At 42.6% G+C, this 12,795-nt stretch carries 13 protein-coding genes, 1 tRNA gene and 1 pseudogene; 4 read left to right on the top strand and 11 right to left on the bottom strand.

Features of this window, described 5'->3' with window-relative positions; all coding sequences use genetic code 11:
* Positions 1-141 precede the first annotated feature (141 nt).
* Positions 142-238 (bottom strand) — tRNA-Sec (locus tag ACXAD1_RS08470).
* A 123-nt stretch (positions 239-361) separates the two neighbouring features.
* Between ACXAD1_RS08470 and ACXAD1_RS08465 the strand changes: the two genes are divergently transcribed.
* Positions 362-787, top strand: a complete 426-nt coding sequence (locus ACXAD1_RS08465) for a DUF2621 domain-containing protein (RefSeq protein WP_019381898.1) — start codon at positions 362-364, stop codon at positions 785-787.
* A 291-nt stretch (positions 788-1,078) separates the two neighbouring features.
* Positions 1,079-1,573, top strand: coding sequence for a DinB family protein (locus tag ACXAD1_RS08460; RefSeq protein WP_474909810.1), 495 nt, complete (start codon positions 1,079-1,081; stop codon positions 1,571-1,573).
* Between the two features lie 48 nt (positions 1,574-1,621).
* On the opposite strand, the gene ACXAD1_RS08455 is transcribed toward ACXAD1_RS08460, so the two are convergent.
* The 3 genes from ACXAD1_RS08455 to ACXAD1_RS08445 form a co-directional block, all read right to left on the bottom strand.
* A complete protein-coding gene (locus ACXAD1_RS08455) occupies positions 1,622-2,110 on the bottom strand; it encodes a CcdC family protein (RefSeq protein WP_206836681.1) in 489 nt (162 codons plus the stop codon).
* 152 nt (positions 2,111-2,262) lie between these two features.
* A complete protein-coding gene (locus ACXAD1_RS08450; RefSeq protein WP_206836678.1) occupies positions 2,263-2,622 on the bottom strand; it encodes a response regulator in 360 nt (119 codons plus the stop codon).
* A 275-nt stretch (positions 2,623-2,897) separates the two neighbouring features.
* Positions 2,898-3,605: a cytochrome c biogenesis CcdA family protein gene (locus ACXAD1_RS08445; protein ID WP_071156551.1), complete on the bottom strand. Its 708-nt coding sequence runs from the start codon at positions 3,603-3,605 to the stop codon at positions 2,898-2,900.
* A gap of 347 nt (positions 3,606-3,952) precedes the next feature.
* Between ACXAD1_RS08445 and ACXAD1_RS08440 the strand changes: the two genes are divergently transcribed.
* Positions 3,953-4,123 (top strand): aspartyl-phosphate phosphatase Spo0E family protein, encoded by a 171-nt coding sequence (locus ACXAD1_RS08440; RefSeq protein WP_009330553.1) that lies wholly within the window; start codon positions 3,953-3,955, stop codon positions 4,121-4,123.
* 60 nt (positions 4,124-4,183) lie between these two features.
* Here the strand turns inward: ACXAD1_RS08440 and ACXAD1_RS08435 are convergent, their stop codons facing one another.
* Positions 4,184-4,591, bottom strand: coding sequence for an Lrp/AsnC family transcriptional regulator (locus ACXAD1_RS08435; RefSeq protein WP_370222718.1), 408 nt, complete (start codon positions 4,589-4,591; stop codon positions 4,184-4,186).
* 118 nt (positions 4,592-4,709) lie between these two features.
* Between ACXAD1_RS08435 and ACXAD1_RS08430 the strand changes: the two genes are divergently transcribed.
* Complete coding sequence (locus ACXAD1_RS08430) at positions 4,710-5,471, top strand: MBL fold metallo-hydrolase (protein WP_474909809.1); 762 nt, start codon at positions 4,710-4,712, stop codon at positions 5,469-5,471.
* Positions 5,472-5,510: 39 nt separating this feature from the next.
* Here the strand turns inward: ACXAD1_RS08430 and ACXAD1_RS08425 are convergent.
* From ACXAD1_RS08425 to tkt, 6 genes and pseudogenes are all read right to left on the bottom strand, one after another.
* Positions 5,511-7,303: pseudogene (locus ACXAD1_RS08425) on the bottom strand (ABC transporter ATP-binding protein).
* Positions 7,304-7,307: 4 nt separating this feature from the next.
* Entirely contained in the window at positions 7,308-9,056 is a 1,749-nt protein-coding gene (locus ACXAD1_RS08420) for an ABC transporter transmembrane domain-containing protein (protein WP_474909808.1), read from the bottom strand.
* 111 nt (positions 9,057-9,167) lie between these two features.
* Positions 9,168-9,608, bottom strand: a complete 441-nt coding sequence (locus ACXAD1_RS08415; RefSeq protein ID WP_370222715.1) for a DUF6376 family protein — start codon at positions 9,606-9,608, stop codon at positions 9,168-9,170.
* A 134-nt stretch (positions 9,609-9,742) separates the two neighbouring features.
* Entirely contained in the window at positions 9,743-9,958 is a 216-nt protein-coding gene (locus ACXAD1_RS08410) for a YneF family protein (protein ID WP_009330559.1), read from the bottom strand.
* Positions 9,959-10,044: 86 nt separating this feature from the next.
* Positions 10,045-10,482 carry a sporulation inhibitor of replication protein SirA gene (sirA, locus tag ACXAD1_RS08405; RefSeq protein WP_035330668.1) on the bottom strand — a complete coding sequence of 146 codons (438 nt, stop codon included), beginning with the start codon at positions 10,480-10,482 and terminating at the stop codon, positions 10,045-10,047.
* Between the two features lie 268 nt (positions 10,483-10,750).
* Positions 10,751-12,757: a transketolase gene (gene tkt, locus ACXAD1_RS08400; RefSeq protein ID WP_370222714.1), complete on the bottom strand. Its 2,007-nt coding sequence runs from the start codon at positions 12,755-12,757 to the stop codon at positions 10,751-10,753.
* Positions 12,758-12,795: the final 38 nt, after the last annotated feature.

The raw sequence follows: 12,795 nt of genomic DNA, 5'->3' as shown, positions 1-12,795 counted from the left end.
ATCTTAAGTCTATCATAGCCGAAGCCTCACAATGAGTAGAACGGAAACAATCCATTTAATATGCTTTAGCACCAAAAGCGAGTAAGTGGATAGCACAAAAAACCGCACAGCGTCCCACTATGCGGCCATTATATGTATATTTGGCGGGACCGCCTGGGAATCGAACCCAGCTGACCACACACGGTGGTCACAAGCGGTTTTGAAGACCGTGGAGGGCACCAGCACCCCAATCAGCCCCGTAAAGACTCTTCCTATTATAAGGGCAATTGATGCTGTTTTCAAGACTAATGCTTCCTTTCTTGTCGTATCGCGGGACAAGGCTTATAATAAGGACAGGAAAAAATGTGTGTAGGTGAAGGAAATGCTAGAAGGCTGGTTTATGTATTTTATATTGTTTTGGGTTGTCGTTCTGATTTCGTTCTTCGCGATCGGCGGATTTTTTATGTTCCGCAAATTCTTAAAGCGCATGCCCAAAGAAGATGGCAAATCAGATTTGGATTGGGAAGAGCATTATGTCAATGAAACGCGCCATCTATGGCAGCAGAAGGAAAAAGATCTGCTGGAGGATCTGGTAAGTCCAGTTCCTGAACTGTTCAGAGATGTAGCAAGAATGAAAATAGCCGGCAAAATCGGTGAACTTGCCCTAAAGGAAAAGGCAGCACAAATCGATCAGGACCTCCTGATTCGCGGCTATATATTAGCCACTCCAAAAAGAGATCATAAATTTCTCCGCAAGAAATTGACGGAAAAACAGATAAATATGACTCCATACGAGCACTTATTTTAGGCCATTTCGTATCATCGGAATGGTTTTTTATTATACGGGCTTTTAAAAGCCACACATAGTTTCAGCACGTGTGGATTGGAGTGGAAGTCACTCGACTCCTGCGGGAGTAGCATACCAAGGGAGACCCCACAGACGCGAATGCGTCGAGGAGGCTCCCGGTAGCCCCGCGGAAAGCGAGTGTCTGGAACGGAAATCCACACATGCTTAATTCAATTCTTGAAATTAAATAGGATAGTCAGAATATCTAATGAATAGAAATGAAGAGTACTCTATCCAAAAAGGAGAAGTCCAATGACCACAAAAGAAGTCTTATTAAAACAACTATCCGCCTGCCTCGACCAGCCCAATTGGTTTGTCCCTTTATCAGCTGCCATCGAAGGACTATCAGCAAAAGAAGCATCTTTCAAGTCAGGAACCGCCAATTCGGTCTGGCAGATCGTCACCCACCTTACCTTCTGGAATGACCGCTATCTAACAAGATTCAAAGAATTGCCGCTCGCCCAAACCCATATCGCCAATGACGATACATTCAGCACAAAAGAATCCGTTACAGAAGAGGATTGGCAATCTGCTAAAAAAGCTCTTCAAAACGTATTGTCTGAGTGGATCAAAGCCCTGGAAGAATGCAGTGAAGAAAAGCTCCTCTTATCCGCCTATAAGGAACCAATTGAACCCTGGTCGTCTGTCATTTCCAATCTAACCATCCACAACGCCTATCACATCGGACAGATTGTCGAAATCCGGAAGATGTACGGACTTTGGGACCCCAAAAATGGTGTCCATTAATCAATAACAAAAAATCCGCCGAGCCTATGCCCGGCGGATTTCATTCTATCAAGTTGTTTTCGGATTCCCCGATTCATGCAGCTCCTGATGAAGCTTCCGATAATTCATATACATCGCTATCCTCCACGGCACGATCATTGAAAATGCGAGAATCCAGAACATGCCGCTCAGCTGGCCATAGTCAATCGTTGAGCTAAGGACCATTTTTCCAATAATCCGGATTATAAGCAAGCCTATCAATATAAAAGCGAATGCTTTGGAACGTTTCAGATAAATATCGCTGTCTCTGACTTCAAAGGAGGATGTTTTAATTAAAAGGATGGAAAAAAGCATTCCAACTGCGGCTGCTTCCAGGATCTCCATTGGGGTAACGCGAAAATAAGGAACGACAAACATAAGAGCACCTGTGCTCATAAAAATCGGCGGCAAGATGATTTTCTTGGCGGAAGCCGGCTTTTTTGCGGCCTTCATGCGGATGAACATTACGAAGATCGCCATAAAAACGGCACCGATTGATGAAATTAATACAAAGTCCATTCGATTTCATCCTCTATTTCATTTGATTACTAACCATATTATATCTTAATAGGCTTGATTTAGGTACTCAGAAGGATAAAAGTTCAATAAAAAAAGCCACTCCAGCTGATACCCGGACACATCCGTATGTCCAGGGTACCCTGAGTCAGCTCTTAGCTTAATACCCGATTCACAGCTTCTAATACACGGCCTTCATCAAATGGTTTTATGATAAAATCTTTCGCGCCAGCTTCAATGGATTCAACCACTACCTTCTGCTGGCCCATGGCTGAACACATGATTACTTTTGCATTAGGGTTTTCCCTCTTAATTTCCCTGACAGCCTCAAGCCCGCTCATTTCAGGCATTGTGATATCCATCATTACCAGATCAGGCTTCAGATTTTCAAATAGGTGCACGGCTTCTTTACCGTTTTCCCCTTCGCCCACAATTTCATGGTCGGCTTTTTTTAAAATGCTGCCAAGGGTAACCCTCATAAACTTTGCATCGTCTACTATTAAAATTCTCGCCACCACTGTTTCCCCCTTGTAGTGCATTGGAAGCTATATCTCTATTATACTACATTCATAGTAAAAAATACCCATAAAAACAATTATTAAACATCTAATCGAACAAAATTCCTTAAGAGAGACACATTTTTCCACGCCCAAAGAACACATATTTCAATATATCGAAGTATCAGATAAATTTCAATTGAAAGAATATGACAAATTTCGACCACGTCACATAGCCCTTTTTACATATAACAAAAAAAGAGCACATTCCCAATTTGAATGTGCTCCTGCTTTTAGAAACCTGTAAATCCGCCAAATAGCGGTGAAAGAATCGCAATGATTTTTGTCATCCAGTCAAAGAATAAGACAACACCCATGATCATCATCAATACGCCGCCGATTTTCATAATCTTGGCACTGTTTCGTCTGATCCATTGCAGCTTGCCAACAAAGAAAGAAAGCACGAAGAATGGGATTCCGAAACCAAGAATATAGGCAATCATATAAACCATTGCTGAGCTTGGATTAGAAGCTGCGAGTGAAATCACAGCTCCCAGAATTGGTCCTGTACATGGGGTCCAGCCGGCAGCAAACGCCATCCCGATTAGTACCGAACCAAGCAATCCGGCAGGACGGTTTTTAAACTCGAACCGCCTTTCTTTCATTAAGAATTCCGGCTTGATGACTCCCACTACCAGCAATCCAAAGAAGAAGATAAATATAGCTCCCAGCTGGCGGATGAGGTCTTGATATTCAGTAAAGAAACGGCCTATGAAAGTAGTGCCAAACCCAATAGCAATAAAAATAGCCGAAAATCCAAGAAGGAAGAATAACGTGTGCAGCATGCTCCGTCTTTGCAGCATCGCATTCTCTTCTTTTATCTCCCCTACAGACATTCCTGTAATATACGATAAGAATGCTGGATATAACGGCAGGCAGCAAGGAGAAATGAAGCTTAAAAACCCTGCCCCTAAGGCAATAAATACATTCAAATCTGTCATAGTCACAACTCCTGATACTCATTCATTCCCATTTCATTCTAACAAATCCCATATAGAAAAGATAATGGATAGAATGTGAACATTTTGTGTCCCCGAATATTTCACACATTTCTGAATAAACCACCGGCTATTATATTAATTCATATTAGATTTCAACATAAAACATGTATTTTTAATGTAAATGTTACTAAAGTTTAAAACAAGTTTCTTTTGAATTAATTACCATTATTCGATATACTAGTATAGGACTTAACAAATTCTGTTATTATCTTTCATCTTTTGACATGGAATAGAATTGGCAGAGTAAAGCCTACATATAAGAAATAATCAGAGAGGAACTATTGGCCATGTGTAAACAGGAACTGCTTACATTGATTGAACAGAAAAGAACAGAGTTAATTCAAGTGGCCATGAAAAGCGGCTTAAGCTCTGCCGCAGCAATCCGGTACAGCCAGGAGCTGGATGCCCTATTAAATGAATATAACCGAACCTTTATAAAAAAAGTGCAGACACATTAAGAAACAGCCATGCAACCTATGCAGGCTGTTTCTTACATTTATCCCTCTGAATCTAAGCAGTTATTTATTAATAACAATCGATAATTTATAATTTGCATGCTTATTCAAGTCTGTTAAAAATTGATCTAACCGTTCATTAGACTGGAATTTGCATTCAAGTATGTAACAGCCATCCCCGCTGATTTTATAATTATGTATGATTTCCTGCTGTGTTTTTACGAAGGTCAGATACGGCTGATGATTCATACTTTGAGTAATAACCGTAATAAAAGCATGGATGGAATACCCTAATTTCTCCTGGTTCACTTTGATTGTGTATCCCTCAATTACGCCCTGATCTTCTAATTTTGCCAATCTTGATGCGGCTGCCTGGCCAGTTAAATGGACTTTCTCCCCCAGCTCCTTCATGGTGATCCGGCTGTTTTTGGAGAGTTCCTCCAAAATACGCCAATCCGTGTGATCCAGCATTTTTTCAACTCCTTTCACTTTTCAAGTTAAACGGCAAAAAGACTTGATTTTATCTATGTAAGTACCAATGGGTCTTAGTATAAACTAAACCTAAATCAAAGAAAAGGAGTACATTTATATGAATATACAGCAAATCCGCAACGCTACACTAGTTGTCCAATATGCAGGCAAAAAGATTTTAATTGATCCCTTTTTAGCAGAAAAAGGAACTTACCCGCCTTTTCCAAATTCATTGAGACAAGATCAAAACAATCCTTTAACAGAGCTTCCGGTTTCCATTGATGAAATTATTCATAATGTGGATGCAGTGATTGTTACCCACCTGCATTTAGACCACTTTGATGATGCAGCCAAAGAAGCATTGCCAAAAAACATTAAAATGTTTGTGCAAAATGAAGAAGATGCTGCTGAAGTGAGAAATGCTGGTTTTAATAATATTGAAGTGCTCCATGAAGATAATGTTTTTGAAGATATCCAACTAATCAAAACAAAGGGCGAACATGGCAGGGGCGAAATTTTAAAACTGGCCGGTCTTGTTTGCGGAGTTGTCTTCAAACATCACAGTGAAAAAACACTTTATGTAGCTGGAGATACAGTTTGGTATGATGCTGTTCAGGAAGTCATTGAAACACACAATCCTGAAGTCATTGTTGTAAATGGCGGAGATAACCAGTTTCTTGAAGGCGGCTCGCTAGTTATGGGGAAAGAGGATATCTATGAAGTTTCCAAGGCTGCCCCGGATGCTAAGATTATTTCAGTCCATATGGAGGCCGTCAACCATTGGACACTATCAAAGGAAGAGTTAAAAAGCTACAGTAAAGACAAAGACTTTTCCGATCAATTATTAGTGCCTGAAGATGGAGAATCCTACTCCTTTTAAGAGACGAAAAGACGTGTGGCCATTCACACGTCTTTTCTATTAGCCTACTGCATCCTCCACTTTCTCAGCGGACCCATTCTGCAGCAGATACATTTTATGATACAAACCGCGCTTGGCAAGTAATTCCTGATGCGTTCCTCTTTCTACTATTTCCCCCTGATGAAGAACGAGAATCAATTCTGCATCCTGTATCGTAGACAATCGATGAGCAATCGCAATCGTCGTGCGGCCCTTCCGCATTTTCTCCAGTGCAGTTTGAATCGCTTCCTCTGTTTCTGTATCAATGTTGGCTGTTGCTTCATCCAGCACAAGAATTTTCGGATTGGCAGCAATCGTTCTTGCAAAGGCAATAAGCTGTCTTTGCCCGCTCGAAAAAGTCGATCCGCGCTCTACCACCGCATGCTCATATCCGTCTTCCAGCTTATCTATGAATGTGTGGGCCTGAACAAACTGAGCCGCAGCTTTGATCTCTTTATCTGTCATTTTCTCATTATGAAGTCTGATGTTATCCTTAATCGTCCCGTAAAATAGGAAAGGATCCTGAAGGACGAGTCCCATTTTCGCGCGCAATTCTTCCGCTGGATAAGACTTAATGCTTTTTCCGTCAATGAAAATACCGCCGCGCTCATATTCATAGAATCGCATCATTAAATTAATGATTGAGCTCTTGCCGCTGCCGGTATGGCCAACAAGGGCAACGGTTTCACCCTGTTTGGCTGTAAAAGAAATATTTTTCAATACATCCCGTTTGCCGTCATAGGAGAAGCTGAGGTTCCTAAACTCAATCTCTCCTTCCTTAATTCCAGCAGACAGGTTATCCTCCTGTTCAGGAGCAAGTTCCTTCTCGTCCAGCAGCGCAAACGCTCTTGAAGCGGCAATGATTGCCTGCTGATACATGGAAAGCCTCATCATGATCTGATTCACAGGCTCAAAAAAACGGTCAAGATAGCTGACAAAGGCATACAGCACACCGATTTCGATCGGATTGTTAAAGGAAGAAATGCCAAAGAAGCTCAATACAATAATAAGTGCCAGTACATACACAAGGTCGATGGCAGGCCTTAACAGCAGCCCATCCATTTTGATATTGCGCATACCTGCTTGATAGTGCTGCTCATTGATATCGCCAAATTCCTTCCGCAGCCTTTTTCCTGCCTGAATACCTGGATGATGGACATTCCCTGCAGTGATTCACTCAGCTTAGCATTCAGCTGGCTCAGCCTTTCCCTTAAGTCCTTATAAAATACCGAACTGTATTTACGGTACGTATGAATGATCATAAAAAGAATCGGGAGAATCACCAGGCAAAATAGTGCCAGCTTCACATTCAGGATAAACATCGCCACAAAGATCCCTGTCAGCAGGAAGGCACCCTGAATAAAGGTAACCAGGACACTGACAAACATATCCTTAATAGCTTCTGTATCATTGGTAACTCTTGATACAATACTTCCGGCAGGCGTTTTATCAAAGTATTTCAAGCCCAGTGACTGAACTTTTGAAAAGACATCCACACGCAGCTGCTGAATGATTTTAAGCGCAATTTCCTGAAATTTCAGCAGCTGAAAATAGGATACCAGCACATTCATGATCTGAATGCCCAGATATGCTGCACCAAGAGCAAATAACGGCTCGAAAACCAGGTTCCTTGGTGTTAAATAATCATCGATAAAAATTTTGACAAGAATCGGCCCCAATATGTCTCCAATCGTCGTTAGCAGAAGCAAACTGAAGGCAAGTATGATTGTTTTCTTATGCGGTTTTGTATAGGAAAGCAGCCGGAAAAGGACCTTCCGCTGCTCTTTCCCTTTCATAATCGGTGTCTTTTCCATCGGCTTATCCCCCATGCTCCACAAGCTCTTCCAGCTGCTGGCGCAGATACATATTCTTATACCAGCCTTCTTCAGCCATCAGTTCATCATGTGAACCCCGCTGAACAATTTTCCCTTCATCCAGCACCAATATGAGATTCGCATGCTGAATGGCGCTCAGCCTGTGAGCGGTTATGATCGTTGTCTTGCCTGCCCGCTCACCACGCAATGAAGTAAGGATAGCTTCCTCTGTTTTCGCATCAACGGCGGAAAGTGAGTCATCCAAAATCAATACTTCCGGTTTCATCAGAAGGGCTCGTGCAATGGAAATACGCTGCTTCTGCCCTCCGGAAAGCGAGACCCCTCTTTCACCCACAACGGTTTTATAGCCATCTGTGAATTCTAGAATATCCTCATGGATATTGGCCAGTTTCGCTGCTGCATAAATATCTTCAAGATCTGCATCCGGCCTCGTGAAAGCTATATTTTCAGCAACAGTGGCAGAGAACAGAAAGTGCTCCTGCGGGACATAGCCAATCGCTTCCCTCAGCTTTTCGATTTTATAGCGGTTGATAGTATGTCCTGCAAAAAGAATTTCCCCTTCATAGCCTTCAAACTCACGGATCAAAAGCTTCAGAAGTGTGGTTTTGCCAGCACCCGTTTTACCTGCTATGCCGAGAGTCTCTCCTCTTTCCAGCCTAAAATGAATATCCTTAAGCAGCGCTTCCTGTTCACCCGGATAGGCGAACTCCTCAATCTTGTACTCAATATCACCGCTCGGAACTTCATTGATGCCAGTCTCATCATCCTTAATATCGATTTCTTCTGCAAGAAGCACAGAGACTCGATCATAGGAGGCGCGGCCTCTCTCGACAATGTTGAACAGCCAGCCAAATGCGAGCATTGGCCAAATCAGGAGACCCAGATAGGCAGTAAATGAAACCAGCTGCCCGATGGTCAGCTCTCCTGCAATAACATATCTGGACCCAAAAGCAATAGATAGGAAGAAAGAGATTCCTACAATAATGCTGATCGTCGGATCAAACAAAGAATCAACACGTGCAACAGAAATGTTTTTTTGCACTACATCTTCAGACTGCCTGCGGAAATCTTCAATATCTTCTTTTTCCTGTCCGAATGTTTTAATCACTTTAATTCCTGAAACACTTTCCTGAGTTTTGTCATTCAGTGAAGAAAAAGCCTCCTGTGCTTTGTGGAACCGTCTATGAAGCAGTGTTCCATACCAGCTCGTTAAGAGTGCCATGAACGGCATCGGAATCAGACTGATTAGTGTAAGCTTCCAGCTGATTGTTGTCGCCATGGCGATGATAACGAAACCGCCTGTCGCCAGTGAATCGACAAATGTGAGGACCCCCGCTCCTGCCGTCTGCTGAATTGCCTGCAGATCATTTGTCGCATGGGCCATCAAGTCCCCCACTCGCTTTTTCTGGTAGAAGGACTGTGACATATTCGTAAAATGCTGATAAAGCCTGTTGCGCAGGAGTTTGGACAGCTTAACGGCTGATCCGAAAATCATAATGCGCCAATAATAGCGGAGCACATACATCATGAGGGCTGTAACAGCAAGAAGTCCTATCCACATTAATAATGCCTTTGAAGTCAGCTCGCCATTTTTAATCGAGTCGACCACAATGCCGACCACCTTTGGCGGCACCAGCTGAAGCATTGCCACAAATAACAGCAGAATAATCCCGTTTACATAAGCCTTTTTCTCCTTCTTAAAAAACCACATCAAATCCCAAAAAACCTTCATACCCCATCCTCCGAAATTCGAAACATAATAGCTTAAATAGTTTAACAAATATTGAGAAAATAAGGAAGATTTTTTCTCGAAAAGAAAAAAGCACCCATTCATTTGGATGCTTTATTGTCCTAATGCTTCTATTCGGTTTATCAGGCTTGTTGCTTCATGAATGGTAGTGAACAGCTCTGAGTTCTCCAGCTGATCCAGCGCAAGGTTGCCGTTCTCCAATACTTTATTTATTTCAGCCAGAAGCGCTTCATTCTGTGTCACCAGCTCCTGATGAACATCTTCTGCCAGCTTCGGGATATCCTGAAGGGCGATAAATTCTTCAACTTCCTGCTTAAGCGTCGTCAATCTGTCTTCAAGTTCCTGCTTTAATGCCGGATCCGCTGCCGCCTCCTGAATCATTTGCGGCGCCTCTTCAGCAAAGTCGCTTAATGTATTGATATGCTCAGTCGCTTCATTAACATAGTCAATGGAATTATTCACTTCACCCAGAACGGAACAGCCATTTAATAACATAGAAACGGTAAGGAGCCCTATTAGTATTACTTTTTTCATTTGCTCGTTCCTTTCATGATTTGTCATAGTATATATACGGTCAGTATAAAAGAAGGTTTCATTTTGGATATAAAAAAACCACCTTCCTTGTATTGTAACAGAAAAGTGGTTTCCGATGGGATGCTTGTCCCTGATTATTTGCCAGTCTGCTTGTTCATGGCATTCATCATTTGGTTGATCTTCTTCTGAGATGGCTTCATGCCCATTTGCATCATCATCATTTTAAGCATTTGTTCATTAATTGGCGGATTTTTCTCCAGGTAGCTCATCATATATTTTCGAGCAATGAAAAATCCTAGTGCTACACCGGCAAGAAGCGCCAGTACACCAACTAGAATGTACATACCCATACTAACTTCCTCCTTCATGTTGTCTATCATACAGTGTACTAGACCAAAGGTTATTATACAATATTTGCTTTGTTTTTTCTCTTATTTTAGACGAATTTTCTCTCTTTTATCGGTTTTAGCCACCCATAGCGCTTATGCTGGAGGTCAACAGCCAGGAAGGAAGACTCGCTTTTTCGCAGCACTTCGAAAAATACCGTCTCTGCCTCATAGCTGCCAGCTGCTTCTAAAACCAGGCTCCGTTCAAATACTTCAAGCTTCGCCCTGCTTCTTTTGCTCATCTCTATATAGTATGCACTTTTTTCTATAATAAAGTCTTTTTTTCGCTGCAGCTGCTGATGGATATATTGATGCACTTTCAAACCCGGGATTGGCTTAGTCACAAAATCAATTTGCTTCGATAGAATAGACTTCATTTCACCTGATGAACACTCATACTCTTCAAACAACTGAAAAAACATTCGCTCTCTGCCAAAATAATGGGACGCAAATTCATCTTCTATTAAATACAATTGATAAGCTCTCATCTGGCCCCTCCTTCCGGGACAATCCATTTCTTTCAATTATAAGCAACCAAAAATAAGGAATGTGTCTGAAGATGTTAAAAAATTTCACTAATTTTGTCGAAAACGAAGAATTCAGTTGATTATGAGGATTCTTGGTGGAAGAGCTGCTAAATTAGCTGATCAAAATATTTACTATGTCAATTTCCCGGTTTTACTGAAATGTAATCCTTTTTTTTAACACATCACACAAAAAAGGAAGAGCCTCTCAGCTCTCCCTCGTCAGTTAATATTATCCCTGCAGCAATGCTTTTACGCGTGCTACAACGTTTTCAACTGTGAATCCGTATTCTTCCATAATCTTCTCACCTGGAGCAGATGCGCCGAAGGTATCGATTGCAAGAACATCGCCTTCGTCTCCTGCATAACGGTGCCATCCAAGTGAAGATCCCATTTCAATGGCAAGACGCTTCTTGACTGTCTTAGGAATTACGCTTTCTTTGTACTCTTTTGATTGAGCCTCGAAGCGGTCCCAAGCAGGCATGCTTACAACAGATGCATGGATGCCTTCGCCTTCAAGCGCTTTTTGTGCTTCAACAGCCAGGCTTACCTCAGATCCTGCAGCAAGCAATAATACATCCGCGCTGCTGTTGGAAGCTGGTGAAACAACATAAGCACCTTTTTGTACGCCTTCGTATGCTGCTGAATCCGTTCCTTTTAATGTAGGAAGGTTTTGGCGGGTCAATACTAGTGCAGTTGGCTTGTTTGTTGATTCGATTGCTGTTTTCCATGCAGCTGCTGTTTCGTTTCCGTCAGCAGGGCGGACAACAGAAAGGTTTGGCATTGCACGCAATGCAGCAAGCTGTTCTACAGGCTCATGTGTAGGACCGTCTTCACCGACAGCGATACTGTCATGTGTGAAAACATACGTAACAGGCAGATTCATAAGTGCAGCCAGACGGATTGCCGGGCGCAGGTAATCAGAGAACACGAAGAATGTTCCGCCGAATACTTTTAATCCGCCGTGAAGAGCCATACCATTCAATGCAGCACCCATTGCAAATTCACGTACACCGAACCAGATGTTGCGGCCGTCAAATGACTCAGCCGTAAAGTCTCCTGTACCTTTGATCATTGTTTTGTTGGAGCCTGCAAGGTCGGCAGATCCGCCAAAGAATGAAGGAAGGTTTTGTGCGATTGCATTTAGCACTTCTCCGGAAGAAGCACGGCTAGCAAGGCTCTTTCCTTCTTCATAAACAGGGATGGCTTTATCCCAGCCTTCAGAAAGCTCGCCATTGATTGCCTGCTCCAGCTGTTTTCCTAACTCAGGATGTGCTTCTTTGTATTGTGCAAAAAGGTCTTCCCATTCCTGCTGCTTTTTAGAGCCGCTTTCCACAACCTGCTGCTTGAAGTGATCATATACTTCCTGTGGAACATGGAAATCTTCATCGAAAGTCCACTTATAGGCTTCTTTCGTTAATTTCAATTCGTCAGCACCTAGCGGAGCACCATGAACATCAGATTTGCCTGATTTGTTTGGAGAACCGTAGCCAATGACTGTTTTGACTTCAATCATTGTTGGCCGGTTTTCATCCTGCTTCGCCTCTTCAATTGCTTTTGCGATTTCGTGAAGATCATTGCCGTCTTCTACGCGGATATACTGCCAGCCGTATGACTTGAAGCGCTGTTCAACACTTTCAGAAAAAGATTTATCAAGGTCACCATCAAGTGAGATATCATTTGAATCATATAGAACAACCAGTCTTCCAAGCTTTAAGTGGCCAGCAAGGGAAGCAGCTTCAGCCGAAACGCCTTCCATAAGGTCTCCGTCACCGCAGATGCTGTATGTATAGTGATCAACCACATTGAAGTTGTCTTTGTTGTATGTTGCAGCCAGGTGGCGCTCTGCCATTGCCATACCAACAGCCATTGCAATACCTTGACCTAATGGGCCTGTTGTTGCATCAACACCTGGAGTATGGCCGTATTCAGGGTGGCCAGGCGTCTTGCTTCCCCACTGTCTGAACTCTTTAATGTCATTCATGGAAACATCATAGCCGGAAAGATGAAGAAGGCTGTATAGAAGCATAGAGCCATGTCCTGCAGAAAGGACGAACCGGTCACGGTTGAACCATTCTGGATTTTTCGGGTTATGGTTCATGAAGCGTGTCCAAAGTGTATAAGCCATTGGCGCTGCACCCATCGGCATGCCCGGATGGCCGGAATTCGCCTTTTCAATGGCGTCGATTGATAAAGTACGAATGGAACTGATGGATAGTTCATCTGTGTGATTAAACATTCAATACATCCTTTCGAGTAGTAATTCTTTACTCTTTT

It is taken from the genome of Cytobacillus sp. ABV4_503 (assembly GCF_056158445.1).
The sequence above is the reverse complement of the archived record's forward strand: the minus strand, read 5'-3'. Positions and strand labels throughout refer to the sequence as shown.